We start from the raw sequence: 24521 nt of genomic DNA, 5'->3' as shown, positions 1-24521 counted from the left end.
GCGTGGCGGCTTATGACGTGATCGTGGTCGGGCTCGGGGGCATGGGCAGCGCGACCGCCTACCATCTGGCCGCGCGCGGGCACCGGGTGCTCGGGCTCGAGAAGTTCGGGCCGGCCCACGATCAGGGCGCCAGCCACGGCGGGTCACGGATCACCCGGCAGTCGTACTTCGAGGGGCCGGACTACGTGCCGCTGCTGCTGCGGGCGTACGAGCTGTTCGACCAGCTGGCCCGGGACTCGGGGCGCGAGGTCATCCGGCGGACCGGCGGCGTGATGTGCGGGCTGCCGTCCAGCCGGACCGTCTCGGGCAGCCTGGCCAGCGCCGAGCAGTGGGGGCTCCCGCACGAGATGCTGTCGGCGGCCGACCTGCGCAAGCGGTTCCCCACGTTGAGCCCGGAGCCGGACGAGGTCGCGCTCTACGAGGACAACGCCGGTTTTGTACGGCCGGAGGAAACCGTCTCGGCGCACCTGACCCTGGCCGCGGCGGCCGGCGCCTCGTTGCTGTTCAACACGCCCGCCCTCCGCTGGAGTTCATTGCCGGCCGGCGGGGTGGAAGTCGTGACCGCTGATGGGACATTTCGGGCGGACCAGCTCGTTGTCACGCCCGGCCCCTGGGCGCCGCAGCTGCTCACCGACCTGGGCGTGCCGTTCACGATCGAGCGGCAGGTGCAGTACTGGTTCCAGCCGACCGGCGGGACCGGGCCGTTCGAGGACCACCCGATCTACGTCTGGGAGGCGGCCGACGGCACCCAGGTGTACGGGTTCCCGGCCATCGACGGACCGGCCGGCGGCGCCAAGATCGCGTTCTTCCGCCGCGGCGCCGTGACGACGCCGGAGACCATCGACCGCGACGTGCACCCGGCCGAGATCGAGGCCATGGCGGCCGCCGCCGGGAGCCACCTGCCCGATCTGCCCGGCACGTTCCTCAAGGCCAAGACCTGCCTCTACAGCAACAGCCCGGACGAGCACTTCGTCATCGCCCGGCACCCCGCGCACGAGGCGGTCACCGTCGCGTGCGGCTTCTCCGGGCACGGCTTCAAGTTCGTGCCGGTGGTCGGCGAGATCGTCGCGGACCTGGCCACCACGGGCACCACCCGGCACCCCATCTCGCTGTTCGACCCCCGCCGCTTCACAGAGGTGATCCCGTCGTGACCGCTCCTTCGCTGATCCCCACCCTCCCCGGCCACCACTACACCGACCCCTCCGTTTTCGCTCTCGAGCAGGACCGCGTCTTCGAGCAGATGTGGTTCTGCGCGATCCGGTCGTCGGACATCGGCACGCCCGGCGCGTTCCGGACCGCCCGGGTCGGCCGGGAGAGCATCCTGATCACCCGCTCGTCGTCCGGCGCCGCCCGCGCCTTCCTCAACGTCTGCCGGCATCGGGGCGCCCAGCTCTGCGTCGAGGAACAGGGCGCGGTGAAACGGACCTTCCGCTGCATGTACCACGCGTGGGCGTACGACCTGGACGGCAAGCTGGTCGCCGCGCCCAATCTGGTCAAGATGCCGGACATCGACCGCGTCGAGTACGGCCTGCGGCCGGTGCACGTGCGCGAGTGGCTCGGCTACGTCTGGGTGGCGCTGGCCGACGAGCCGCCGTCCTTCGAGGACGACGTGATGGGCGCCTGCGTCGAGCGGCTCGGCGACCTGGCCTCGATCGACCGCTACCGGCTGGACGAGCTGACCGTCGGCCGCCGCATCCGCTACGACGTGGCCGCCAACTGGAAGCTGATCATCGAGAACTTCATGGAGTGCTACCACTGCTCGACCATCCACCCCGAGCTCACCCACGTGCTGCCCGAATTCGCCGGCGGGTACGCGGCGCAGTACTACGTCGGCCACGGCGCCGAGTTCGGCCCGGCCGTCGAGGGCTTCACGGTCGACGGGCGCGCCGGTGTCGCCGCGATCGACACGATCACCGAGGACCAGGACCGCCGCTACTACGCCATCACGATCAAGCCGCAGGTCTTCATCAACCTGGTCCCCGACCACGTGATCTTCCACCGGATGTTCCCGCTGGCGGCCGACCGCACGATCATCGAGTGCGACTGGCTGTTCCGCCCCGACGTGGTCGACTCGGGCACCGACCTGGGCGCGTCGGTCGAGCTCTTCGACCGGGTGAACCGCCAGGACTTCGAGGCCTGCGAACGCTGCCAGCCCGGCATGGCCTCCCGCGGCTACCGCTCGGGCGGTGTCCTGGTGCCGAGCGAGCACCACATCGGTGCCTTCCACGACTGGGTCAAGCAGCGCCTCGCCTAAGCGGTGAGGCCGGCGCGGTGGGCGATGACGGCCAGCTGGGTGCGGTCGCGGGCGTTCAGCTTGGTGATCAGGCGGCTCACGTAGGTGCGGGCGGTCGCCGGGCTGAGGAACAGGGCCGCGCCGATCTCCTGGTTGGTCTCGCCCAGGCCGACGCGGGCCAGGACGGCGCGCTCGCGGTCGGTCAGGCGGGCGAGGCGCGGGTCGGGCGTGGGCTGCGGGGTCTGGGCGGCCACCCGCTGCATGACCTGGCGGGTCACCGACGGGGACATCACGTTGCCGCCCTCGGCGACGGTGTGCACGGCGCGGCGCAGGTCGTCGGAGCCCGCGTCCTTCAACAGGTAGCCCGCGGCGCCGGCCCGGATCGCGCCGTCGATCTCGTCCGGCGCGTCGAACGTGGTCAGCACCAGGACGCGGACCATGGACAGGGACTCGTCGGCCACGATCTTGGCCGTGGCGGTCAGGCCGTCGCCGCCGGGCATCCGGATGTCCATCAGCACCACGTCGGGCCGGTGGCGGCCGACCTCGGCCAGACCGAGCACCCCGTCGGACGCCTCGGCCACGATCGTGATCCCGGGGTCGTTCTGCAGCAGGGCGCGCAGCCCGGCCCGGACCAGCATCTGATCGTCGACCAGCACGACGCGGATCACGCGGGAGCCTCCAGGGTGACGATGAAGCCGCACGGTTCGTGCCGGGCGTCCAGCGAGCCGTGCACGGCCGCCGCACGCTCGGCCATGCCGGCCAGGCCGTGGCCGGTTCCCCGGCCGCCGGAGGGTGGCCCGTCGTCGCTGATCGTCAGGCGCAGCCGGCCGGCGGTGACCGTCGCGACCACGTCGACCCGGCTCGCGCCCGAGGCGTGGCGGACCACGTTGGTCACCGCCTCCTGGACGATGCGGTAGGCCGCCACGTCGACCGAAGGCGACAGCGTTCCCGGGGCGACGGCGATGTCGGCGTACACATCGAATCCCGCGGAGCGGGCCGCGTCGAGCACCGGATCGAGCGCGGTGAGGGACAGCGGCTCGTCGGCGCGCAGCAACCCGACGGTCCGGCGCAGCTCACGCATCGTGTCCGAGGTGGCGTCCTTGATCCGGCGCAGCGCGACCTCCGCACCCTCCGACGAGGGACCGAGCGCCTCCCGGGCGACATCCGCGTGCAGCGAGATCACCGAGATCGTGTGCCCGATCGAGTCGTGCAGGTCGCGGGCGATGGCCAGGCGCTCCTCACGGGCGGTGAGCGCGGCCAGCTCACGTTGCTGGGCGCGTTGCCGGCGGCGGCTGCGCAGCCCGTCGCCGAGCGCGATCGCGGCCGCCATCAGGGCCACGTGCGGCACCAGGTCGTACCCGAGCACGAAGGCGACGTCCTGGCCCTCCAGCAGCCGGTACAGCAGGGACACGGCCAGGACGCCGGCGGCCGCGCCGATCGACTCGGTCAGCCGGCCCGCCTCGGCCGCCGAGAACAGCGCCGCCGCCACCGGCACCGCGATGCCGACGGCCGGGTAGTCGGCCGCGTAGTAGGCGAACAGCCCCAACGCGGTCACCAGCAGCACCGCGCGCGGGTGGGTGCGCCGCGCGAACATCAGCGCGCCCAGGCCGGCCGCCCACAGGTAGGCGAGCGCGTCCGGCCCGTGCGTGCCACCCTGCCGCGACGAGATGACCGCGGCCAGCGACCCGGTCACGGCCAGCCCGAGCAGCGCGTCCACCAGCCACGGGGTGCGTCGGTCCATGCCTCAACCTAACGCCCCGTGATGTCGTCGAGGGTCGACAGAAGCATCGCCCGGGTACGGATGGCAGCCCGCGACGCCGCGCCTAGTTTCGGCGCATGCTGAAGCCCTGGGCCATGATCGTGCTGGCGCTGCTGGCCGTCCCCCGCGCCGTCCTGCACGACCTCGACGTCATCCACGAGCGCACGTTCGTCAACCTGCTCTTCGTCTTCGTCCCCCTGCTGGCCTGGGTGGCGGCGGCCGTCCTCACCGCCACCGCGAAGCCGTTCCTCAGCCTGCTCATCGTCGGCGCGATCTACGGCCTCGGGCTGGCCCTGACCCACCAGATCTTCTGGGACCACGCCATCACGGCCGACGCGGCGAGCCGGGCCCCCGAGGTGGTGCTGCGCGCGTTCGCCTTCGTGAGCAGCCTCTTCACCGGTCTCCTCACCGGCGCCGTAACCGGCCTGATCGCCTGGGGCCTGGACCACCTGCGCGGCCGGCGATCAACGCAGTGACTTGCGCATGCGGACGAGCGGGACGGGCGCGCCGCCGGACGCGTCGGTCAGGTGCTCGAGCGGCTGGTAGCCGGCCGCCTCATAGAGCGGCCGCCCGGCCAGCGTGGCCACCAGGCTCAGGGTGGTGAAGCCCTCGGCGGCGGCCGCCTGCTCGCAGTGGGTGAGGATGAGACGCCCGACGCCGCGGCGGGTGAAGGACGGGTGGGTGTACATCGCCCGGATGCGGGCCGGTTCGGTGGCCGGGTCGAGCAGCGCGGCGTCCCGCCCGGCCGAGTGGTCCCCGCCGTACATCGTCGCCCGGCGGCTCCAGCCCCCGCAGCCGGCGTAGGCGTCGCCGGAGCGGACCACGTAGTAGGTGCCGTCGTCGATCAGCTGCGTGTCCAGGCCCATGATCGCCTGGCTGGACGCCACCTGGTCGGGGGTCAGGAACGGGCGCAGGAGCTCGGCCGTCGCCGACGAGATCAACGGCCGCAGGGCGGGCAGGTCGGCGTGGGTGGCCGGGCTGATCGTGAACCGCATGGCGTCAAGTGTGAACGGCGCGCAGGATGAGCTGATGGGTGACTACCGGCAGGCGTACGAGCGCAGCATGCGGGACCCGATCGGGTTCTGGCGGGACGCGGCCGAGGCGATCGACTGGGTCCGGGCGCCGGAGCGGATCCTCGACGACAGCGCGGCGCCGATCTACCGGTGGTATCCGGACGCCGAGCTGAACACCTGTTTCAACGCGCTCGACCGGCACGTGGAGGCGGGACGCGGCGAGCAGCCGGCGCTGATCCACGACAGCCCGGTGACCGGCGTGCTCCGGTCGTACACCTATCGGGAACTTCGCGACGAAGTCGCGGTCTTCGCCGGCGCCCTGCGGAACCTGGGTGTGGAGCGGGGCGACCGGGTCGTGATCTACATGGCGATGGTGCCCGAGGCGGTCGTCGCGATGCTGGCCTGCGCGCGGATCGGCGCGGTGCACTCGGTGGTGTTCGGCGGCTTCGGGGCGAAGGAGCTGGCCGCGCGCATCGACGACGCCAGGCCCACGGTGATCGTGGCCAGCTCGTGCGGCATCGAGCCGGCCCGCGTGGTGCCCTACCAGCCGATGCTCGACGCGGCCCTGGACCTCGCCGCCCACCGGCCGTCGCGCCGGATCATCCTGCAGCGGCCGCAGCACCCGTTCGCGCTGGGTGCGAGTGACGTCGACTGGGCCGACGCCGTCCGCGACCAGGCGCCGGTCGACTGTGTCCCGGTGGCCGCCACCGACCCGCTCTACCTGCTCTACACGTCGGGCACGACCGGCCGGCCGAAGGGCGTCGTCCGGGACAACGGCGGGCACGCGGTGGCGCTGCGCTACTCGATGAAAGCGGTCTTCGCGGCCGGGCCCGGCGACGTGTTCTGGGCGGCGTCCGACGTCGGCTGGGTGGTCGGCCACTCGTACATCGTCTACGCCCCGCTCCTCACCGGCGCCACCACCGTGCTCTACGAGGGCAAACCGGTGGGCACGCCGGACGCGAGCGCCTTCTGGCGGGTCGTCGCGCAACACGGCGTCACCGTCATGTTCACCGCCCCGACCGCCATCCGCGCGATCAAGAAGGAAGATCCCGAAGGCACACTGCTCGGCGGGTACGACCTGAGCACGCTGAAGTGCCTCTTCCTGGCCGGCGAGCGCCTCGATCCGGAAACCTACGCGTGGGCCGGGGCCCGGCTCGGCGTACCCGTGATCGACAACTGGTGGCAGACCGAGACCGGCTGGCCCATCGCGGCCGGCCCGCGCGGCCTCGAGGAGCTGCCGACCCGGGCCGGCTCACCGTCGTTCCCGGTGCCCGGCTACCGCGTCCGGGTGGTCGACGGCTCGGGCGAGGACGTGCCGGCCGGCGCCGACGGCGCGATCGTCATCGGCCTGCCGCTGCCGCCCGGCTGCCTGCCGACCCTGTGGGGTGACGACGAACGTTACGTCGCGTCCTACCTGTCGGCGTTCCCCGGCAACTACCTGACCGGCGACGGCGGCCGCTTCGACGCCGACGGCTACCTGTACGTGATGGGCCGCACCGACGACGTCATCAACGTGGCCGGTCACCGGCTGTCCACCGGCGCGATGGAGGAGGTGCTGGCGTCACACCCGGCAGTGGCCGAGTGCGCGGTGTTCGGGGTGCACGACGATCTCAAGGGCCAGGTGCCGCGCGGGCTGGTCGTGCTCAAGGCCGGCGCCACCGTCGACCCGGCCGATCTGGTCGCGCTGGTCCGCGAGCAGATCGGCGCGGTGGCGGCGCTGCGGCGCGTCGACGTCGTGGCCGGGCTGCCGAAGACCCGCTCCGGCAAGATCCTGCGGGGCACGATGCGCGGCATCGCCGACGGCCGGGACCAGCCCGTGCCGTCGACGATCGAGGACCCGGCCGTGCTCGACGCCTTGACTCCGGTACTACGCGGGGACCGGGTATGACACGTGCTGGTGGATCATCTGCCACGTGCCGCCGCGGCGCTGGAAGACGCGCGTACCCCGGGAGAGGTCGGGTTCTCCGTCGTGGCTCATGTGGTTGAGCCCCCACGCGACGGCCAGGTCGCCGGCCACGTGGATGGTCAGGTCGGGCGTGGTGAAGGTGACCTTGCCGTCGGTCGACTCGAGGCCGGCGCGGCACGACTCGCGGACGGCGTCGGCGCCCCGGTACTCGATCGGTTCCTGGTGCTCGTAGGACACGACGTCGCCGGCGATGCTCGCCATCATCGCGTCCAGGTCCTTCGCCTCGGTGGCGCGTGACCACCCCTCGTGGATCTCCTTGATCTCGCCGGCGCCGATCCCGCTGTCGTCCCTTCCGATCCCGCTCCCGTCGCTTCCGATCCCGCTCTCGTCGCTGAACGAATGGTGCTCGTGCTGCACCACCCAGACCCCGTCCTTCTTCTGTACGCCCAGCGTCAGGCGCAGCCGCTGCGCCCCGATCTCGTCCGGCATCCCGCATTTCACCAGCGCGTACGCGTACCCCACGTCCTCCCCCGCGACCACGGTGAGCTCGACGATCTCGAAGACCGCCCCGCTGGCCTGCCAGACGAAGAACGGCACCCACGACTCGCGGTAGGCGTCGAGGCCGCGCACCCCCTGGTACGGCGGCGGCACGTCGAACATGACAATGTCGTCGGCATGCCGATCCAGCACCACATCCATCTCACCGGCGTGGACGGCGGCCGCCCAGCGCACGACCAGTTCCCTGACTTCGTTCTCGCTGTTCGTCATGCCCCTGTAACCCCGCTCCTTCCGGAAACTCATCGCTGATGCAGCCGAGGATCCAAAGTTTGTGGACCGCCCTGGCCGGCGTGCCGACCACCTTCGGCGGCGACGTGGTGGTGTCGCCCGGCTCGGCGCTCTGCCCACCCGGCTGGTCCGGCGTGGTGACCATCGAGAACAAGGCCGTCGTCACCGCCCCCACCCCTGCCGCGGCCGCCCTGCTGCGCGACGCGCTGGCCGGCCTGCCGGTCCCGGAGTGGACCTCGCCCGAAGCGTTGCGCGCGCGGCTGCCGGTCGACGAGTTCCTGGGCCCGGCGACGCTGGCGTACTGCTCCGCTCTGCGCCCCGCCGACACGTCCGACGTCTCGACCGGCTCGTGGGAGTCGCTGGTGGCCTCGCCCGAAGACGCCGGCGAGGCGGGCCTCGACGAGATCACCTCGCCGGCCTTCGTGATCCGCGCGGGCAGGCAGGTCGTGGCGGCGGCCGGCTACCGGCGCTGGCCCTCCGACGTCGCCCACCTGAGCGTGCTGACCGCCGAGCCGTTCCGGGGCCGGGGCCTGGCCAGGGCGGTCGCCTCGGCCGCCGTGGCCGACGCCCTCGAAGCCGGCCTGCTGCCCCAGTGGCGAGCCCGCCCCGAGCCGTCCCGCCGGGTGGCCCGGGCGCTCGGCTTCACCGAACTGGGCACCCAACTGAGCCTCCGCCTCGCCTGAAGTCCCAGGACCAGCTCAGCATGCGCGTCCCACCGTTCGTGGCAGTGGTAGGTCCTGACGGTATTCGGGGCCGCAATGCCTGGTTCGGATCGCTATCGTGAGCGCGTGAGTGTCCGAATGCGAGCGACCGGCCTCGTGGCCGCCACGCTGCTCGTGGCCGGGTGCGGGGGCGGCGGCCCGAAGCCGGACGAGAACGACCCGTGGCTCGTGGTCAGCGCGTACATCGAGGCGCTCAACGCCGACGACCCCGACCAGGTCGACGATCTGGTGGCCCCGGGCGCCGACGCCGACCGGGCGATCGCCGAGCGGCTCGACCGCCTGGGCGGGCGCCACCTCGACTACGACACGATGCAGTTCCGCGGCATCGGGATGGCCGGCACCACCTCGGTCGACCTGACCCTGCGCAACTGGAGCACCAAGGAGACCTACCGCGACTCGTTCAGCCTGTCGCGGCAGGACGCCCGCTGGTACATGGTGTTCTAGGCCAGCTGCCGGAAGGCGTCAGCCGGTGATCCGAGACGTTGCGCGATCACGGCGGCGCATTCCGCCGGGGTCAGCGCCGAGGTGTCCACCTCCAGGTCATAGAGGCCAGGCTGGTGTACGGCTTCGTGCCACAGTTCGACCGGGTGGCGTACCCCGGAACCGGGGGTGAAGCCCGCGCCGCCCCACGTGGCTCGCCGCCGGGCCAGGGCGACCTCGACGGGGCACCGGACCCCGACGAAGAGCACCGGCAGCCCGTCGAGTTGCCGCGCGCACCGGCCCAGCACGTGCCGGGCGGTCGAGTAGTGGTCGTGGTGCACGGCGTCGACCACGACGTTGAGGCCGAGGCGGCTGTGGGCGGCGATCGACTCGTACAGGGCGCGGTACCAGTCGACGATGTACGGCTCCAGGTCGGGCCGCTCACCGCCGGGCCGCAGACCGATGCCGGGCTGCAGTTTGCGCGGTGTCATCCGCATGTAGGCGTCCACGCCGAGGTTCATCCACACGCCGTCGAACGTCTCCTGGATCACCGAGACGATGCTCGACTTCCCGGAGCGCGGCGGCCCGTTGAGGATCACGATCTGCCCGCTCACAGCCGACACCTACTGACTTCCGTATCCCCGGCGGCCTCCAGCGCCGGGCGGAGCGGCGTCAGCGCGGTCCGCAGAAGATCGGTCACGGAGCCGGAGACCATGACGAAGCCGGGCATGCTGGTCGGCCGCAGCCACTGACGAAGAGCCACCTTGACGGCGGCGCCGACCCCGGCCGACAGCACCTGCGCGGTGAGCGTGTCGACGCCCGGGCAACGCTCCACGATAGCTTCGGCGAGCGGATCCTCGATCGCCGCGACGGTGTCGATGTAGCACGCACGCAGCGCCGGGCTGCCCGTGATCATCAGCAGTGCGTCCCGCCCGCCCTCGTCCTCGTACTGCCCCGCCACGGCGTCGATCACCGCCTCACCGAGCCCGACATCGGCATCCCGGCCGACGACGGCCGCCGCCACCCGCGACTCGCGGTCGGCGATGACCGCCGCGACGATGGCCTGCTCACGGCTGGAGAAGTAGTTGTTGTAGGTCCGCGTCGACACTCCCGCGGCCTCCGCGATGTCGTCCACCCGCACGTTCTCGGGCCCACGTTCCCACGCCAGCCGCAGCGCCGCCGCGCCCAGCGCCGCTCGGGTGGCCTGCTTCTTCTGTTCCCGCAAACCCGTCACGTGTCCCACCTTGACAGAAAGAATGCGCGCACGCAAACTTGCGCTCACGCACTTTCAAGGAGGGCCATGCGCGCCAAAGGCATCGCGTACAACACCGGATTTGTCGTCGACGGCCACAACTCGATCGACCACCTCGACCCCGCTCGTGTCCGGCGAGAGTTGACGATCATCCGGGACGATCTGCATTGCACCGCCGTCCACCTGGTCGGCGGCGACCCGGAGCGGCTGGAGCTCGCCGCCCGGCACGCGGCCGGCCTGGGCCTGGAGATCTGGTTCTCGCCGTACCCCATCGAACAGACCCCGGCCGAGATCCAGACCTTGTTCGCCGACTGCGCCGACCGGGCCGAACGCCTGCGCGCGAACGGTGCCGAGGTTGTCTTCGTGGCCGGCGTCGAGCTGACCATCATGAACCCGGGTTTCGTGGATGGCGCCCGCCTGGACGACCGGCTGGCCACCCTGTTCGCCGACCCGGCCGCCCGCCCCCGCCGGATCGCCCAGGCGCGGGCTGCCCTGGACACCTTCCTCGGCCAGGCCGTGGCCGAGATCCGCACCCGTTTCCACGGCCCGGTCACCTACGCCGCGATCCAGTTCGAGGGCGTCGACTGGAGCCGGTTCGACATCATCACCTACGAGCTGATCCGCTCGGCCGAGGTCGAGCCCCAGTTCCGCGAGGCCGTCCGCACGTTGACGGCCCAGCCCAGGCCGGTTGCCGTCACCGGCTTCAGCACCGCCACCTGGCGAGGCGCCGCCGCCGTGGCCCCGCAGAGCATGGCAATCGTCGAGCACGACGAATCAACCGGCCGCCCCCGACGCCTGAACGGCGACTACCAGCGCGACGAGCAGGAGCAGGCCACCTACCTGGCCGAGATGCTGGAGATCTTCGACACCGAGGGCGTGGACAGCACCTTTGTCCACCTGTTCGCCCTCGACAACTACCCGCACCGCCCCGACGGTGACCCCCGGGACGACCTGGACATAGCCAGCCCCGCCATAGTCAAGGTCTTCGAAAACCGCCGCGGCGACACCTACCCCGACATGCCCTGGGAACCGAAAGCCGCTTTCACCACCGTCGCCGACCACTACGGCCGCTCGCGTAACCGAAGGGACACCACAAAGCCGGCGGCATAGCCGCCGGCCCGGGCGGACCGCACGTCAGTCGCGTGGTCGAGGAGTGGGCGCGTCCTTCGTACGCAGGACGTAGATCGACGCCTTCAACTCGCCGTTCAGGGTACGGACGGTGGTGGGGACCCGCTCGTAGCCCGGCTCCCCAGCCGGCTCGACCAGCGATCCGTGGACCTGAGGATCTCGTCGAGGACGCGGGCGGCTCCGACGTCGGCCGGGTTGTCGGCCAGCAGGATCAGGGCCTTCCACAGGGCCCAGCCCCGGCCCCGGGACCACTCGGCGTCGTCGGCGGCCAGCCGTGAGCGGAACGCCGATCGGGCCTCGGGGGTCAGCAGCGTCCAGGCCACCACCAGGTCGCAGGCCGGGTCGCCGACGCCGCAGGTGCCGAAGTCGATGACCGCCGCCAGTTGTCCGTCGCGCTGCAGGAGGTTGCCGTCGGCCACGTCGCCGTGGAACCAGCGGTCGACGCCGTCCCAGGTGGCGTCCAGGGCGGCGGTCCAGACCGCGCGGGCCAGGGCGACGTCGATGTGGCCGGTCAGCCTGGTCAGCGCGTCCCGGGTCTGCTCGTCGTAGGTGGCCAGCGGGCCGCCGCGGAACCAGTTGTGCAGGCCGGGCCGCGGTCCGCCGTCGCTGTCCACGGCTCGCAGGGCGGCCAGGAAGCCGGCCAGGTCGGTCGCGAACCGGACCGGGTCGGCGATCTGGTCGGCGGTGGCCGGCGAGCCGTCCACCCAGCCGTAGACCGACCACACGAAGGGGTAGCCGGCGCCGGGCTGCCCGCAGGCCAGCGGCGTCGGGATGGGCAGCGGGAGGTGGGGGGCGAGGGCCGGCAGCCAGCGGTGTTCCTTGGCGACCGCCTGCGCGTACTCCGCCGCGCTGGGCAGCCGCACCGACATGCGGTCGCCGAGGTGGAAGGTCTGGTTGTCCCAGCCGGATGCGGCGACGCGGGTCACCGGCAGGCCGGCCCACTGCGGGAACTGCTCGGCGACCAGCCGGCGCACCTGGTCCTCGCCGACCTCGTCGCGCTTCGGGACCGGGACGCTCACCGGGACAGCTTGCGGCCGCGGGCGCCCAGCGGGACCTCGGCCATGTCGACGGCCTGGACCTTGAGGTGCTTGTACGCGTAGCCGCGCTCCTCCAGCCAGCCGATCGCGGCCAGTTCGGCCTCCGTCGCGGCGGCGGCGGCGTCCTCGGCCGAGAGGGCGAAGCGGAAGGCGAAGCTGGGCCGGACCGTCAGGTCGTACGTCAGGTGACCCTCGGGGGTGTAGGTGGTGTGCAGGTAGTCGTGCGACGCCTGGTCGGCCACCAGAGCCGCGCGCTGGTCGTCGGTCAGGTCGGCGAAGGCACCGCGGACGGTGACGCGGATCGTCATGAGGGCCGACGGTAGCCGCGCGGCCGCGACCGCGCAGCGAATTTCAACCGCCCAGGAGCCAGCCGTGCGGTGCGGCCAGCTTGCGGGCCTTCGGCGGACCCCACGACCCCGGCGGGTACGGGATCAGCCTCGGCCTGTTCTCCAAGAGGGGCGTCACGACCTTCCACGCCGCGGCGAGACCGTCGGGACGGGTGAACAGGGACCGGTCGCCGAGCAGGACGTCGTGAATGAGCCGGGCGTACGCGGGAAGGGGTTCCGCGTCGGGAAGCGACGCCAGCGGCAGCGAGACCGAGGCCGGTTCCAGGCCGAGGGCGACGCCGGGCTTCTTGGCCAGCAGGGTGGTGTCGATCTCACCGTTGCCGGCGAGCGAGAAGGTGAGCACGTTGCCGCGCGCGGGCAGATCGCGGAACGGGCCGTCCGGCGTACGCAGAACGAGGGAGACCTGCTGCGCGCTCTGCGCGAGCCGCTTCCCGGTGCGCAACAGGAACGGCACGCCGCGCCATCTCGGGTTGTCGATCCACAGCCGGGCCGCGACGTACGTGTCCGTGCGCGACCGCGACGCGATGCCCTTGATGTCCTTGTAGCCCTCGAACTGACCGAGCACCACCTCGGCCGGGTCGAGCGGCCGGAACGAGCGGATGACCTTCTCGCGGGCGGCCTGGAGATCGGCGGCGGCGAACGACGCCGGCGGCTCCATGGCCACCTCGGCGGCCACCTGGAACAGGTGGGTCACCAGCATGTCGAGCACCGCGCCGGTGGCGTCGTAGAAGCCGGCCCGGTCGGCCACGTCGAGCGTCTCGGGCACGTCGATCTGCACGCTCTCGATGTGGTGCCGGTCCCACATCGCGCCGAACATCTCGTTCGCGAAGCGCAGCACGTGGAGCTGCTGGGTGGCTTCCTTACCGAGGAAGTGGTCGATGCGGTAGACCTGATCCTCGTCGAGCACCCGGTGGACCAGCCGGTCGAGCGTACGGAAACCGCCGGGTGACGTGCCGAACGGCTTCTCGTACACGACCCTCGCGCCCTTGGCCAGGCCGAGGTCGCCGAGCGCCTGGGTGGTCTCGGGGAACGCGACCGGCGGGATGGCCAGGTAGTGCACGAGCTGGGCCCGGGTGCCGAGTTCGCGATGGGCCTCCTCGATCACCGGGCGCAGGTTGTCGAAGCCGCCGCCGGCGAAGCGCAGCCGGTCGAGGAAGGCCCGGGACGGTTTGCCGTCGAGCGCCTCGTGCACGTTGCGCTGGAACTCGTCGTGGGCGACGTCGCCGCGGCCGTTGCCGACGAGCATCCACTTCGCCGGCAGCAGGCCCGCCTCGGCCAGCGTGTGGAACGCCGGCAGGACCATCCGGCGGGCCAGGTCGCCGGTGGCGCCGTACAGCACGAACACGGTGGGTTGGGTCATGCGCGGATGGTTCCCCGGAACGTGCCCCGGTACGCCTGTGGGGTGGTGCTCATCCGCTGGGCGAAGTGGTGGCGCAGGGTGGCGGCGCTGCCGAAGCCGGCCCGGACGGCGATGCTGTCGACGCCCAGGTCGGAGTCTTCCAGCAGGCGCCGGGCGAGCAGCAGCCGCTGGCCGGTCAGCCAGTCGTGCGGGGTGACGCCGGTCTCGGACCGGAACTTCCGGGCGAAGGTACGCGGGGCCATGTGGGCCTGGTCGGCCATCGTCTCGACGGTGTGGGCCTCGTGCAGCGACTCGAGCACCCGGGTGAGCACCGGCTGGAGCGTGTCGCACTGCACCGGCATCACCGGCGACTCGATGAACTGGGCCTGGCCGCCGTCCCGGTGTGGCGGCACGACCATCCGCCGGGCGATCGCGGTGGCCACCGCCGAGCCCTGCTCCTCCCGGATCAGGTGCAGTCCCGCGTCCACGCTGGCGGCGGTGCCGGCGCTGCTCAGGATGTTGCCGTCGGAGACGTACAGCACCCCGGGGTCGACCTTGGCCTCGGGGAACCGCCGGGCCAGCTCGTCGGTGTGCCGCCAGTGGGTGGTGCAGCGGCGCCCGTCGAGCAGGCCGGCCGCGCCGAGGGCGAAGGCGCCGGTGCACACGCTCATCACCCAGGCGCCGCGGTCGTGGGCGCGGCGCAGGACGTCGAGGACCTCGGCCGGCGGCTCGGCCAGGGTGTCGTGCGGCACGACCGCGACGAGGTCGGCGTCGTCGGCCGGCGCGAGGTCGTGGTCGGGGACGATCGAGAACCCGGCATGGGTACGGACGGGAGCGCCGCCCGGGGTGCAGACGGCGTACTCGTACCCCGGCAGCCCCTCGGCGGTGCGGTCGTAGCCGAACAGCTCACACATCACGCCGAGCTCGAACACGGCGACGTCGTCGAGGGCGATGACGGCCACTTTCCGCAACATGCCGACAGCCTAACCGGCCTTGGCAGGATTTTGTAGATGTGTGGCATCACTGCCACTGTCCCTCCGCCACGGACCGGCGCATGCTTTCTCCTGTAAGCAACAAAACCCCAGCTCAGGAGTGATCACCATGGCTATCGGCGTGCTGCTTTTCCTCGTCCTCATCGCCCTCGCCGCCCGGTTCGGGCTCGTCGCCGACAGCCGGGACAGCGCCGACTGGAAGCCCTCATCCGACGGCATGCGCCGGGCGCGGTGGGAGTGAACGACCGACTCAGCTCTCGGCGAACACGCTCAGGGCGAACAGGCGGGCCAAAACCGGCCCGCCTGCCTAGTGTCGGAGCATGAACCCGCAGAGTCGTTATGTGGTGCCGTCGTTCACCGAGCGGACCTCGTACGGGACAGCGTCCAAGGACCCGTACACCAAGATGTTCGAGGACCGCATCATCTTCCTCGGCGTGCAGGTGGACGACACGTCCGCCAACGATGTGATGGCCCAGCTGCTCACGCTCGAGGGCACCGACCCCGACCGTGACATCACCATCTACATCAACTCCCCCGGCGGCTCGTACACGGCGATGACCGCGATCTACGACACCATGCAGTACGTGCGGCCCGACATCACCACGGTCTGCCTGGGCCAGGCCGCCTCCGCAGCAGCGGTCCTGCTGGCCGGCGGCACGACCGGCAAGCGGCTGGCGCTGCCCAACTCGCGCGTCATGATCCATCAGCCGGCCCTCGGCGGCACCCAGGGCCAGGGCACCGACCTCGAGATCCAGGCCCGCGAGATCATGCGGATGCGCCAGCAGATGGAACACCTGCTCTCCGAGCGCACCGGCCGGCCGCTCGAGCAGGTCGTGCGTGACATCGACCGCGACAAGATCATGACGGCCGAAGAGGCCAAGGAGTACGGCATCGTCGACGTGGTCCTGCCGAGCCGCAAGAAGAGCCTGCTGACCGCCGGCGCCTGAGCGGGGGCCTGCTGGAACGAGGGAGATCCATCCCTCGTCCTACGTCGCGGCCGGCGAGCCGCGCGTGACCGGCGCCCGCTACGACCTCGACACCGGGCGGGTCACCCTGGTGCATTAGCTGGGGGTCGGCACCGGGCAAACCCCGATGGCTCTAGGCGGTCGGCCCGCGCGAGGCTCCCGGCATGACCAAATTCCTCGCGTACGCGGCCCCGGCGCTCATGCTCGCCTATGGAGTGTGCCGCTGGGCCGACGGCCTGGACGGCGACCGTGGCAACGGCCCGGCGTGGACCATCGGCCACGCGGCCTTCTGGGTGGCCATCGTCCTCTTCACCCTCCTGGCCGACCGCCTGCGCCGTGCCCGGCCCGGCCTCCTGACCACCGCCGCCACCGTGGTCACGGCCGTCGGCTCGCTGTTCTTCCTGCTGGTGATCACCCACGACATCGTCGCCACGTTCTACGACCCGCCCGCCGTGGTCGGCATCCTCGGCCCGCTGCTGTTCGAGCTGGGCCTGCTGACCCTGCTGATCCGCCACGTCGTGGCCCGCCGGCTGCCCGTCTGGTCGCCGATCCTGGTCCTGGCCGGCTTCACCACGATCCCGATCAGCCTCGACCTGCTGCCCCTGTCGGCCATCCTGGTCGGCGCCGGCCTGATCCCGCTCTGGCTCCGCCCGGCCACGACGGCCGCCGCTCACCAGCCCGCCCACCGCTGAGCCACCGGCCGGCTCCCGGTCCCCCGCCGCGACGGGGGGCCACTATCCGACAGCGGCGACTGCCCGGACGGTCCTTGTCCACAGTGATGTGACGGGCGGAAACTCGTTCCAGGCGGGCCCCTCCGGGTGAGCCGGTCAGGAGGCGACGATGCGCCACACAGCCGATCACGCCGCCGAGGAGGGCGCCGAGCGGCGCACCGGCGCGGTGGCGCCCCGATCGCCCGCGGCGGCGCTGCTACGCCTGCAGATGACGGCCGGCAATCGTGCGGTCGCCCGCATGCTGCAACGCTCGGCCGGTGAGACCGACCCCGAGTGCTTCATCATCCCGCCGGCCGGGGCCGAGCAGGCCGCGGAGCCGGGGGCCGAGGAACACGAACCGGCCGTACAGACCTCGCCCGCGGCGGCCGTCTCCACCGGCGGCGGCCTCTCCGGGCCCGCGTCGGTCTCGTGGGCGGCGCTCGGCGCGGCCGACCAGGAGGACGCCGCCCACGCCCTGGCCGCTCCCGCGGTCGACTCGCTGAACAACATCCAGACCGCCGCGGGCGCCAACAGCGACTGGGTGGCCGGCGTGACGACCCTGCCCCGGGCCACGGCCAAGGCGCCGCAGTTCGACCTGGGCGCCGTGGCGTCGGCCCCCGGCGGGATGGGGCCGCCCAGCTGGGCCTGCACACCGACCTGGACCCAGCACTACTACGAGGGCGACAGCCGCTGCCTGTACCTCGGCGCCGGCCGGCACGCGACCAAGATCAAGGAGGGCGGCGCGCCGGTGTTCTTCCAGATCAGCGCCGCCATCTCGGCCCGGGACGGGCAGGCTGAGGGGGAACACTCCAACGACATCAAGCAGGCCCGCGACATCTCGATCAAGGAGGCCGAAACCGTCTTGACCGACCATGTCATCGGGAAGGTCTTCCCCGCCACCGGCACGCAGGCGGAAGCGGAACAGAAGGTGAAGGACCGGATCACCGCCAAGCTCACGCACCCCGGCCTGGGCCACGATCAGACCAAGTGGGCCGCCATCTACGAGACGCTCTACTCCAAGACGTTCGACCGCGACACCAAGGGCTGGCATTCGTTCGGCGCGGGTACACGTTCGGTGAACAAGGCGGGCGAGATCACGTACGCGATCGACAACGGAACCACGAGCATCGGCACCACGTCGTCGGCCGCGCTGGTGGTGTACTGACATGGCCGTCGTGCTGCCCGTGGTGGCGTTCCCCGACCGGGGTGCGGACTGGCTCGGCTACCTCGCCCGGGTCACCCGCTGGACCATCGGCGCTCGCTGCACCGCCGCCGAGGTGGTCGCGGCCGGGCGGTTCGACGCGGCGCGGGAGGCCCTGACCGTCGACGAGATCCTCAAGGGCGACCCCGGCCACGGGCCGATCCCGCTGGCGCTGCCCCAGCCGGCGGCCACCGGCTCTCCCCCACACCGTCCCCGGCCCGGGGACGGTGATCGCCTGCTGATGTTCGGCACCCTCGACGGCGGTCCGCTGGACGTACCCGGGGCGGTGGTCCCCGCGTGGGCCACCGCCGACCTCGACGCCGACATCGGCGTGGCGCGCTGGTTCGCGGGGCTGCCCACCGACCCGGGCGCGCGGGCCGAGGCGCTCGCCGCCGTCGCAGGCGACCCGGCCGAGGCCGGGCGGTCGAGCGCCCTGCGCGCGATCGGCGACGAGAAACTGCGCTCGGCGTCACCGGTCGTCCACCGGGCCGCCGCCGAGACGGCCGATCCGGCGACCGCGTCCTACGCCGCGGTCACCCTCTGGCTGCTGGACGAGCGCGCGGCCGCGACCGAGGCGCTGGCCGCCATCACGGATCGCACCGGCGACGACGAGTTCCGGGCGCTGTGGGGGGTCAAACCCAGCATCGGCGACCGGGTCCCGACCGTGTTCGGCCCCGACCCCGACGCCTGGAGCAGGCCATGACCAGCACCTTCGTCCCGATCGAGGCGATCGGGCGCAACGCCCGCTCGTTCAGTGAGATGGCCGAGGCCAACCCGTGCGAGGGCTGCTCGGCGCCCTGCTGCCGGATCGTCCTGACCCCACATCCCACCCCACAGACCTTCACCGACCTCGACTACGTCCGCTACCTGCTCGGCTTCCCCGGCACCGAGCTGATCGTCGCCCGCGACGGCACCTGGCAACACCTGACCCACCGGACCTGCGGCCTGCTCGACGCGGCCGAGTCGCGCTGCACGGTCCACGACACCCCGCGCAAGCCCAAGGTGTGCGTGTTCTTCGACCCGTACCGCTGCTGGTACAAACGCAACTTCACGGTCGCCGACCCACCGGACATCGTCCGCCTCGACCTGGCCCGCTTCGAGGCCATGCTGACCGCCTGCATCCTCGACGACACCGGCCGCCTGGTCCACGTCCCGCCGTGGGAACAGCTACGCGCCCTCGTGCCCCAGCCCGGCGAGGCGCCGGCCTGAGTCAGGCGGACAGGGCGTCCCCGTCGCCGGAAGTCAGGGGGTGCGGTCGCTGATGTCCCGCAGGTGGGACCTCGCGGGGCCGTGTTGGGCGTCCGGCAGCTGTTGCAGATCGGCGATCTCGGACCCGTTCTCGCGCATTCAACCACCGTGGGCGCTGGTTCGTAGGTCGGCCGACCCGCCCGGCATGCGGGCGAACACGGCATCCGGTCGCCGGCGCAGCCGACCCGGGTTGCCCACGCATTCGGCACCACTCGAACGAGTGATGCCGAATGACTAGAGTTGCCCAGTGACTACTATGGTGTCCTACATGGATCGCAGGATGAGCTCGAAAACAACGTAGAGCGGACTGGCCGAGTGGGACATGCAGGCGATGAGGCCGGCGATCGGCATGGATCCTCTTTCGTCTTCGGAGGTGGCGCGCCTGGCTGGAGGCGCCGGTCGAAGTCGATCTTCCAGGACCGCCGTCGGACGTCAGCTTGGGGGTGGGTAGGTCTAAATATTTAGATCGCCTCGGCGTTGACCGTGCGGATGGCGTCGGTCAGGGCGGTCAGGCCGGTTCGGGCCTCGTCCTCGGTCAGGGTCAGCGGCGGACCCATCCGCAGGACGTTGTTGTAGAGGCCGCCCTTGCCGACCAGCAGGCCGTTCCTGCGGCACTCCTCGAAGACCCGCACGGTCGCGGCGGGGTCGGGCTCGGTGGTGCCGGGGCGGACGAACTCGACGGCCAGCATCAGGCCGCGGCCGCGTACCTCGGCGACGATCGGCGTTTCCCCGGCGAGCCGGCGCAGGCCGTCGAGCAGGATCGCGCCGACCCGCTGGGCGTTGGCCTGGAGGTCGTGGCTGAGCACGTAGTCGAGGACCGCGTTGCCGGCGGCGGCCGAGATCGGGTTGCCGCCGAAGGTGGAGAAGCTGATCGCCGGCACGGCGTTGATGGCCTCGGCGCGGCCGGCCACGCCGCCCAGGGCGAAGCCGTTGCCGATGCCCTTGGCGAAGGTGATCAGGTCGGGCACGACGCCGTGCGCCTGGTAGCCCCAGAAGTGTTCGCCGGTGCGGCCCCAGCCGGTCTGCACCTCGTCGGCGATCAGCAGGATGCCGGTTTCGTCGAGCACCTTCTTGTACGCCCCGAGCATCCCGTCCGGCGCGTGCACGAACCCGCCCACGCCCTGGATCGGCTCGGCGATCATGGCCGCCACGTCGCCCGCGGTGACCGTGGCCAGGGTCTCACGCAGCTCGTCGACGGCCACGTCGATCTGGTCGCCGTCGGAGAGGCCGGCCATCCGCCCGCGGAGCCGGTCGCCGGACGGCAGCCAGGACACCTGCACCGGGTTCAGCGAGCTGGCCGACCAGCTGCGGTGCCCGGTGACCGCCATGGTCCCGAAGCTGCGGCCGTGGTAGCTGTTCTTGACGGCCAGGATCTGGTTGCTCCTGCGGATGTTGGTGGCCATCAGCATCGCGGCCTCGTTGGCCTCGGTGCCCGAGTTGGTGAAGAAGACCCGGGCGTCGGGGATGCCGGAGACCCGGGCGATCTTCTCGGCCAGCTCGACCTGCTGCCGGATCAGGTAGAGCGTCGAGGTGTGCGCGACCCCGGTGCGTAGTTGCCGCTCGACGGCCTCCCGGATCTCCGGCACGTCGTACCCGATCATCGTGGTCAGCACCCCGCCGAAGAAGTCGAGGTAGGTGCGGCCGGCCGCGTCGGTGACGTGCCGCCCGGAGCCGGAGACGATCTCGATCGCCTCGTCGCCGTAGTAGATCGGCATCCAGGCCGGCATCACCGCGTGGTGCCGGGCGAGCAGGTCGTCGTTCGTCATAGGAGCCTCCGGTTGTCGGTACGTCGAGCGGCCGAAGCCAGGATCGTGGCGAGGTCGTCGAAGCCGTCGGCCACCAGCCCGACCGTCACCCGCACGTGGTCGGTGGCCGCCGGGGTGACCATGAACGGCGCGCCGGGGGCCACGCTGATGCCGTGCGCGGCCAGGGTGACCAGCGCGTGCTGCTGGTTGTGCACGGTCAGCCACAGGTTGATGCCGTCGTCCGCCGCGGCCTCCGCCTGCCGGGAGCGCAGGGCCGCGAGAAGTGAGGCGCGTCGGCGGGCGTATTCGAGGCGCGCGGTGGAGACCTGAGCGATCGACGCGGGCGAGGTGAGCAGGTCGAGGAGTACGGCCTGGAGCAGCCGCGACGACCAGCCGGGCCCGAGCAGCCGCCGGGCCGCGACCGCCTCGATGATCCGGGCGGGCCCGCCGACCGCGGCCAGTCGCAGGTCCGGTCCGTGACTCTTGGAGAACCCGGCGATGTGTACGGTCCGGTCCGGCCGATGCGTGCCGAGGCTGACCGGTGTCGCGGTGGCGATGTCCCCGGCGTGGTCGTCCTCCACGATGATCGTGTTCTCCGGCAGCCGGGCGGCGAGCGCCGCGACGTCCGAGGCGGACATCGTGGCGCCGGTCGGGTTCTGAGCGCGGGGCTGGATGAAGATCGCCACCGGCTCGGCGCCTTCCAGGTCGCTCAGCGGCACCACCGTGGCACCGGCCGTGTCGAGCAGGTCGAGCAGCGGCGGGAAGGTCGGGTTCTCCACGACGACGCGGTCGCCGAACCGCACCGCGACGCCGATGATCCGGTCCAGCGCGTCCAGGGCGCCATCCACCACGGTCACGGCCTCGGGCGGGAACGGCCACCGCTCCCGCAGCACGTCCTCGAGCGCGGGCAGCACCGGAGCGTCCAGATAGCTGCTGGTCAGCCGCCCGTCCCCGACCCGCTTGAGCGCCTCGGTCAGATCCGGCAGAAGATCGTGATCGGGTACGCCGGACGACAGGTCCCGCTCGAGCGCCGGCCCGCCCAGCTGGGCGTACCGCAGCCGGGGCCGATCGAGAGCTGCCACGAACGTCCCGGACCGCCCCCGCGTCCGGATCGCCCCGGCCCGCAGCAGGCTCTGCCAGGCCTCGGAGACCGTGGTCGGGCTGACCCGGAGCTCGCGTGCGACGTCGCGCACGGTCGGCAGCCGGCTGCCGCTCGGCAGGTCACCGGCCGTCACCAGCCGGCTGACCGCGGCGGCGATTCCCCGTGAGCTGCGGTCCTCGACGGCCCGGGCGATCAGAGCGAGCAAATTACGTCTCCGAAACATTGCGTAACGATCAGGCAATTGTTCGCCGTCATCTGTGTCGTAACGTTCTACCACCTCGGATGTCAAGCTCCCAGGGACGATGACATGCGGTGGCGAGACGATCACACTGTCTTGGTGACCCACGCCACAGGGGAAGAGAGAGGGGCCCAGCTCATGACCGACGTCATCCGCGCCGCCCTCGTCCAGACCAACTGGACGGGCGACAAGGAGTCGATGATCAAGGCGCACGAGGACTACGCGCGTGACGCGGCCGCGCAGGGCGCCAAGGTGATCTGCTTCCAGGAGCTGTTCTACGGCCCCTACTTCTGCCAGGTCCAGGACGCGGCCTACTACGAGTACGCCGAGTCGATCCCGGGCCCGACCACCGAGCGCTTCCAGGCCCTCGCCCGCGAGCTGGGCCTGGTGATGATTCTGCCGATGTACGAGCAGGAGCAGCCCGGCGTCCTCTACAACACCGCCGCCGTGGTCGACGCCGACGGCAGCTACCTCGGCAAGTACCGCAAGAACCACATCCCGCAGGTCAAGGGCTTCTGGGAGAAGTTCTACTTCCGGCCCGGCAACCTCGGCTACCCGGTGTTCGACACCGCGGTCGGCCGGGTCGGCGTCTACATCTGCTACGACCGGCACTTCCCCGAGGGCTGGCGGGCCCTCGGCCTGAACGGCGCCCAGATGGTCTTCAACCCGTCGGCCACCAGCCGCGGCCTGTCCAGCTACCTGTGGCAGCTGGAACAGCCGGCCAGCGCGGTGGCCAACGAGTACTTCATCGGGGCGATCAACCGGACCGGCGTCGAGGAGCTGGGCGACAACGACTTCTACGGGCAGTCGTACTTCGTCGACCCGGAGGGCAAGTTCGTCGGCTCGGTCGGCGACACCCACCAGCCCGAGCTGATCGTGCGCGACCTCGACCTGGGCCTGCTGAACACGGTCCGCGACCGCTGGCAGTTCTACCGGGACCGCCGCCCGGACAGCTACGAGGGCCTGGTGACACCGTGACCACGCTGATCAAGGGCGGCACGGTGGTCGGCCCGACCGGTCCGTACGCCGCGGATGTCTTGATCGACGGCGAGACGGTGGCCGCGATCTTCGCGCCGGGCCGGGCCCCGGACGGCCCCGAGGTCATCGACGCCACCGGCAAGTACGTGATCCCGGGCGCCATCGACGCGCACACCCACATGCAGATGCCGTTCGGCGGCACCGAGGCCAGCGACACCTTCGACACCGGCACCCGGGCCGCCGCGATCGGCGGCACCACGACGATCATCGACTTCGCCATCCAGCGGTACGGCGAAGTGGTCCAGGACGGCCTGGCGGCCTGGCACCAGAAGACGGCCGGCGCCTGTCACATCGACTACGCCTTCCACATGATCGTCGGCGGCGTGGACGACGACTCCCTCAAGGCCATGGACCAACTGGTCAGCGACGAGGGCATCACCAGCTTCAAGCTCTTCATGGCGTACCCCGGCGTCTTCTACTCCGACGACGGCCAGATCCTGCGGGCGATGCAGAAGGCCCGGAGCAACGGCGCGATGATCATGATGCACGCGGAGAATGGTCCGGCCATCGACGTTCTGGTCAAGCAGGCCCTGGAACGCGGCGAGACCGACCCGATCTTCCACGGCATCACCCGGCCCCAGGAGCTCGAGGCCGAAGCCACCAGCCGGGCCATCTGGCTGGCCGGCGTGGCCGCCGACTGCCCGCTCTACATCGTGCACCTCTCCGCGTCGAAGGCGCTCGAGCAGGTCAAGGCCGCCCGCGACCTCGGCCGCAACGTGTTCGCCGAGACCTGCCCGCAGTACCTCTACCTGACCCTGGAGGACCAGCTCGGCGCGCCCGGCTTCGAGGGGGCCAAGTGGGTCTGCTCGACGCCGTTGCGCAGCAAGCACGAGAACCACCGGGCCGATCTGTGGCAGGGCCTGCGTACCAATGACCTGTCGGTGGTCTCGACCGACCACTGTCCCTTCTGCATGAAGGACCAGAAGGAGATGGGGATCGGCGACTTCTCCAAGATCCCGAACGGGATCGGCAGCGTCGAGCACCGCGTCGACCTGCTCTACCAGGGCGTGGTCGACGGCAAGCTGTCGCTGGCGCGCTGGGTCGAGACGATCGCCACCACCCCGGCCCGGATGTTCGGCCTCTACCCGCGCAAGGGCATCATCGCGCCCGGCTCGGACGCCGACATCGTCATCTACGACCCGGGCGCCCGCACCCGGATCGGCGTCGCGACCCACCACATGAACATGGACTACTCCGCCTGGGAGGGCTGGGAGATCGACGGCGGCGTGGACACCGTGCTGTCCCGCGGACTCGTCGTCAGCGCGGGTGGCGAATACCGCGGTCACGCCGGCCACGGCCGATACGTCAAGCGCGGACTCTCCGACTACCTGCTCTGAGGA

27 protein-coding genes are annotated in these 24521 nt (G+C 71.5%); 15 read left to right on the top strand and 12 right to left on the bottom strand.

Annotated elements, in window-relative coordinates; genetic code table 11:
• Nucleotides 1-2: 2 nt before the first annotated feature.
• The gene (gene solA / locus AB0O15_RS09230) at nt 3-1151 is read left to right on the top strand and encodes an N-methyl-L-tryptophan oxidase (protein ID WP_364316115.1); all 1149 of its coding nucleotides are present in this window, start codon (nt 3-5) and stop codon (nt 1149-1151) included.
• A complete protein-coding gene (locus AB0O15_RS09225; RefSeq protein WP_364316113.1) occupies nt 1148-2254 on the top strand; it encodes an aromatic ring-hydroxylating dioxygenase subunit alpha in 1107 nt (368 codons plus the stop codon). Before solA ends, AB0O15_RS09225 begins: the two co-directional genes overlap by 4 nt.
• Here the strand turns inward: AB0O15_RS09225 and AB0O15_RS09220 are convergent.
• Both AB0O15_RS09220 and AB0O15_RS09215 read right to left on the bottom strand, forming a co-directional pair.
• Nucleotides 2251-2901 carry a response regulator transcription factor gene (locus AB0O15_RS09220; protein ID WP_364316110.1) on the bottom strand — a complete coding sequence of 217 codons (651 nt, stop codon included), beginning with the start codon at nt 2899-2901 and terminating at the stop codon, nt 2251-2253. The genes AB0O15_RS09225 and AB0O15_RS09220 overlap by 4 nt on opposite strands.
• Entirely contained in the window at nt 2898-3974 is a 1077-nt protein-coding gene (locus AB0O15_RS09215; protein WP_364316107.1) for a histidine kinase, read from the bottom strand. The genes AB0O15_RS09220 and AB0O15_RS09215 overlap by 4 nt, the downstream gene beginning before the upstream one ends.
• 95 nt (nt 3975-4069) lie before the next feature.
• Here AB0O15_RS09215 and AB0O15_RS09210 point away from each other — a divergent pair, with 95 nt between their 5' ends.
• A complete protein-coding gene (locus AB0O15_RS09210; RefSeq protein ID WP_364316104.1) occupies nt 4070-4468 on the top strand; it encodes a hypothetical protein in 399 nt (132 codons plus the stop codon).
• Here the strand turns inward: AB0O15_RS09210 and AB0O15_RS09205 are convergent.
• Nucleotides 4457-4987 carry a GNAT family N-acetyltransferase gene (locus AB0O15_RS09205; protein ID WP_364316101.1) on the bottom strand — a complete coding sequence of 177 codons (531 nt, stop codon included), beginning with the start codon at nt 4985-4987 and terminating at the stop codon, nt 4457-4459. The genes AB0O15_RS09210 and AB0O15_RS09205 overlap by 12 nt on opposite strands.
• Nucleotides 4988-5021: 34 nt before the next feature.
• Between AB0O15_RS09205 and AB0O15_RS09200 the strand changes: the two genes are divergently transcribed.
• Complete coding sequence (locus AB0O15_RS09200) at nt 5022-6893, top strand: propionyl-CoA synthetase (protein WP_364317151.1); 1872 nt, start codon at nt 5022-5024, stop codon at nt 6891-6893.
• Here AB0O15_RS09200 and AB0O15_RS09195 read toward each other — a convergent pair.
• Nucleotides 6873-7679 (bottom strand): nuclear transport factor 2 family protein, encoded by an 807-nt coding sequence (locus tag AB0O15_RS09195; RefSeq protein WP_364316098.1) that lies wholly within the window; start codon nt 7677-7679, stop codon nt 6873-6875. The genes AB0O15_RS09200 and AB0O15_RS09195 overlap by 21 nt on opposite strands.
• 38 nt (nt 7680-7717) lie before the next feature.
• On the opposite strand from AB0O15_RS09195, the gene AB0O15_RS09190 reads away from it, so the two are divergent.
• Both AB0O15_RS09190 and AB0O15_RS09185 read left to right on the top strand, forming a co-directional pair.
• Nucleotides 7718-8380, top strand: a complete 663-nt coding sequence (locus AB0O15_RS09190; RefSeq protein ID WP_364316095.1) for a GNAT family N-acetyltransferase — start codon at nt 7718-7720, stop codon at nt 8378-8380.
• A 105-nt stretch (nt 8381-8485) separates the two neighbouring features.
• Complete coding sequence (locus tag AB0O15_RS09185; RefSeq protein ID WP_364316093.1) at nt 8486-8863, top strand: hypothetical protein; 378 nt, start codon at nt 8486-8488, stop codon at nt 8861-8863.
• Here AB0O15_RS09185 and AB0O15_RS09180 read toward each other — a convergent pair.
• Nucleotides 8860-9453, bottom strand: coding sequence for a chloramphenicol phosphotransferase (locus tag AB0O15_RS09180; RefSeq protein ID WP_364316090.1), 594 nt, complete (start codon nt 9451-9453; stop codon nt 8860-8862). The genes AB0O15_RS09185 and AB0O15_RS09180 overlap by 4 nt on opposite strands.
• A complete protein-coding gene (locus AB0O15_RS09175) occupies nt 9450-10109 on the bottom strand; it encodes a helix-turn-helix domain-containing protein (RefSeq protein WP_364316087.1) in 660 nt (219 codons plus the stop codon). Before AB0O15_RS09175 ends, AB0O15_RS09180 begins: the two co-directional genes overlap by 4 nt.
• A 30-nt stretch (nt 10110-10139) precedes the next feature.
• On the opposite strand from AB0O15_RS09175, the gene AB0O15_RS09170 reads away from it, so the two are divergent.
• Entirely contained in the window at nt 10140-11201 is a 1062-nt protein-coding gene (locus AB0O15_RS09170; protein WP_364316085.1) for a hypothetical protein, read from the top strand.
• A 95-nt stretch (nt 11202-11296) separates the two neighbouring features.
• Here the strand turns inward: AB0O15_RS09170 and AB0O15_RS09165 are convergent, their stop codons facing one another.
• The 4 genes from AB0O15_RS09165 to AB0O15_RS09150 are packed head-to-tail and all read right to left on the bottom strand — an operon-like array spanning nt 11297 to nt 14916.
• Nucleotides 11297-12238, bottom strand: a complete 942-nt coding sequence (locus tag AB0O15_RS09165) for an aminoglycoside phosphotransferase family protein (RefSeq protein ID WP_364316083.1) — start codon at nt 12236-12238, stop codon at nt 11297-11299.
• Complete coding sequence (locus AB0O15_RS09160) at nt 12235-12564, bottom strand: DUF6204 family protein (protein ID WP_364316081.1); 330 nt, start codon at nt 12562-12564, stop codon at nt 12235-12237. Before AB0O15_RS09160 ends, AB0O15_RS09165 begins: the two co-directional genes overlap by 4 nt.
• 43 nt (nt 12565-12607) lie before the next feature.
• Complete coding sequence (locus tag AB0O15_RS09155) at nt 12608-13963, bottom strand: glucose-6-phosphate dehydrogenase (RefSeq protein WP_364316079.1); 1356 nt, start codon at nt 13961-13963, stop codon at nt 12608-12610.
• Nucleotides 13960-14916, bottom strand: a complete 957-nt coding sequence (locus AB0O15_RS09150; protein WP_364316077.1) for a helix-turn-helix domain-containing protein — start codon at nt 14914-14916, stop codon at nt 13960-13962. The genes AB0O15_RS09155 and AB0O15_RS09150 overlap by 4 nt, the downstream gene beginning before the upstream one ends.
• A gap of 127 nt (nt 14917-15043) precedes the next feature.
• On the opposite strand from AB0O15_RS09150, the gene AB0O15_RS09145 reads away from it, so the two are divergent.
• The 6 genes from AB0O15_RS09145 to AB0O15_RS09120 all read left to right on the top strand — a co-directional run bounded on the left by AB0O15_RS09145 (nt 15044) and on the right by AB0O15_RS09120 (nt 19019).
• On the top strand, nt 15044-15175 hold the full coding sequence (locus tag AB0O15_RS09145) for a hypothetical protein (RefSeq protein WP_364316074.1): 132 nt from the start codon (nt 15044-15046) through the stop codon (nt 15173-15175).
• A 79-nt stretch (nt 15176-15254) separates the two neighbouring features.
• Nucleotides 15255-15881 (top strand): ATP-dependent Clp protease proteolytic subunit, encoded by a 627-nt coding sequence (locus AB0O15_RS09140; RefSeq protein ID WP_364316071.1) that lies wholly within the window; start codon nt 15255-15257, stop codon nt 15879-15881.
• Between the two features lie 182 nt (nt 15882-16063).
• Entirely contained in the window at nt 16064-16591 is a 528-nt protein-coding gene (locus AB0O15_RS09135) for a hypothetical protein (protein ID WP_364316069.1), read from the top strand.
• Nucleotides 16592-16739: 148 nt separating this feature from the next.
• The gene (locus AB0O15_RS09130; protein WP_364316066.1) at nt 16740-17774 is read left to right on the top strand and encodes a hypothetical protein; all 1035 of its coding nucleotides are present in this window, start codon (nt 16740-16742) and stop codon (nt 17772-17774) included.
• Nucleotide 17775: 1 nt separating this feature from the next.
• Nucleotides 17776-18513: a hypothetical protein gene (locus AB0O15_RS09125; protein ID WP_364316063.1), complete on the top strand. Its 738-nt coding sequence runs from the start codon at nt 17776-17778 to the stop codon at nt 18511-18513.
• Complete coding sequence (locus AB0O15_RS09120; RefSeq protein WP_364316060.1) at nt 18510-19019, top strand: hypothetical protein; 510 nt, start codon at nt 18510-18512, stop codon at nt 19017-19019. Before AB0O15_RS09125 ends, AB0O15_RS09120 begins: the two co-directional genes overlap by 4 nt.
• A gap of 500 nt (nt 19020-19519) precedes the next feature.
• Here the strand turns inward: AB0O15_RS09120 and AB0O15_RS09115 are convergent, their stop codons facing one another.
• Nucleotides 19520-20824, bottom strand: a complete 1305-nt coding sequence (locus AB0O15_RS09115) for an aspartate aminotransferase family protein (protein ID WP_364316057.1) — start codon at nt 20822-20824, stop codon at nt 19520-19522.
• Nucleotides 20821-22128, bottom strand: a complete 1308-nt coding sequence (locus tag AB0O15_RS09110) for an aminotransferase class I/II-fold pyridoxal phosphate-dependent enzyme (RefSeq protein ID WP_364316055.1) — start codon at nt 22126-22128, stop codon at nt 20821-20823. Before AB0O15_RS09110 ends, AB0O15_RS09115 begins: the two co-directional genes overlap by 4 nt.
• 153 nt (nt 22129-22281) lie before the next feature.
• On the opposite strand from AB0O15_RS09110, the gene AB0O15_RS09105 reads away from it, so the two are divergent.
• Together AB0O15_RS09105 and hydA are read left to right on the top strand one after the other, a co-directional pair.
• Nucleotides 22282-23121, top strand: a complete 840-nt coding sequence (locus AB0O15_RS09105; RefSeq protein ID WP_364316052.1) for a nitrilase-related carbon-nitrogen hydrolase — start codon at nt 22282-22284, stop codon at nt 23119-23121.
• A complete protein-coding gene (gene hydA, locus AB0O15_RS09100; protein ID WP_364316049.1) occupies nt 23118-24518 on the top strand; it encodes a dihydropyrimidinase in 1401 nt (466 codons plus the stop codon). Before AB0O15_RS09105 ends, hydA begins: the two co-directional genes overlap by 4 nt.
• The last annotated feature ends 3 nt before the right edge of the window (nt 24519-24521 follow it).

It is taken from the genome of Actinoplanes sp. NPDC089786, from assembly GCF_040684855.1.
In the GTDB taxonomy this organism is placed as follows: domain Bacteria; phylum Actinomycetota; class Actinomycetes; order Mycobacteriales; family Micromonosporaceae; genus Actinoplanes.
Note: the sequence above shows the minus strand (reverse complement) of the source record. Positions and strands in the feature narration are given on the sequence as shown.

Bases quoted from the DNA above. Each gene is read 5' to 3' on its own strand.
- AB0O15_RS09125 (WP_364316063.1), top strand. From the start codon at position 17,776: ATGGCCGTCGTGCTGCCCGTGGTGGCGTTCCCCGACCGGGGTGCGGAC.
- AB0O15_RS09215 (WP_364316107.1), bottom strand. From the start codon at position 3,974: ATGGACCGACGCACCCCGTGGCTGGTGGACGCGCTGCTCGGGCTGGCC.
- AB0O15_RS09130 (WP_364316066.1), top strand. From the start codon at position 16,740: ATGCGCCACACAGCCGATCACGCCGCCGAGGAGGGCGCCGAGCGGCGC.
- AB0O15_RS09155 (WP_364316079.1), bottom strand. From the start codon at position 13,963: ATGACCCAACCCACCGTGTTCGTGCTGTACGGCGCCACCGGCGACCTG.
- AB0O15_RS09190 (WP_364316095.1), top strand. From the start codon at position 7,718: ATGCAGCCGAGGATCCAAAGTTTGTGGACCGCCCTGGCCGGCGTGCCG.
- AB0O15_RS09115 (WP_364316057.1), bottom strand. From the start codon at position 20,824: ATGACGAACGACGACCTGCTCGCCCGGCACCACGCGGTGATGCCGGCC.
- AB0O15_RS09145 (WP_364316074.1), top strand. From the start codon at position 15,044: ATGGCTATCGGCGTGCTGCTTTTCCTCGTCCTCATCGCCCTCGCCGCC.
- AB0O15_RS09200 (WP_364317151.1), top strand. From the start codon at position 5,022: ATGGGTGACTACCGGCAGGCGTACGAGCGCAGCATGCGGGACCCGATC.
- AB0O15_RS09150 (WP_364316077.1), bottom strand. From the start codon at position 14,916: ATGTTGCGGAAAGTGGCCGTCATCGCCCTCGACGACGTCGCCGTGTTC.
- AB0O15_RS09120 (WP_364316060.1), top strand. From the start codon at position 18,510: ATGACCAGCACCTTCGTCCCGATCGAGGCGATCGGGCGCAACGCCCGC.
- AB0O15_RS09140 (WP_364316071.1), top strand. From the start codon at position 15,255: ATGAACCCGCAGAGTCGTTATGTGGTGCCGTCGTTCACCGAGCGGACC.
- AB0O15_RS09210 (WP_364316104.1), top strand. From the start codon at position 4,070: ATGCTGAAGCCCTGGGCCATGATCGTGCTGGCGCTGCTGGCCGTCCCC.
- AB0O15_RS09105 (WP_364316052.1), top strand. From the start codon at position 22,282: ATGACCGACGTCATCCGCGCCGCCCTCGTCCAGACCAACTGGACGGGC.
- AB0O15_RS09110 (WP_364316055.1), bottom strand. From the start codon at position 22,128: ATGTTTCGGAGACGTAATTTGCTCGCTCTGATCGCCCGGGCCGTCGAG.
- AB0O15_RS09205 (WP_364316101.1), bottom strand. From the start codon at position 4,987: ATGCGGTTCACGATCAGCCCGGCCACCCACGCCGACCTGCCCGCCCTG.
- AB0O15_RS09160 (WP_364316081.1), bottom strand. From the start codon at position 12,564: ATGACGATCCGCGTCACCGTCCGCGGTGCCTTCGCCGACCTGACCGAC.
- AB0O15_RS09135 (WP_364316069.1), top strand. From the start codon at position 16,064: ATGACCAAATTCCTCGCGTACGCGGCCCCGGCGCTCATGCTCGCCTAT.
- AB0O15_RS09195 (WP_364316098.1), bottom strand. From the start codon at position 7,679: ATGACGAACAGCGAGAACGAAGTCAGGGAACTGGTCGTGCGCTGGGCG.
- AB0O15_RS09170 (WP_364316085.1), top strand. From the start codon at position 10,140: ATGCGCGCCAAAGGCATCGCGTACAACACCGGATTTGTCGTCGACGGC.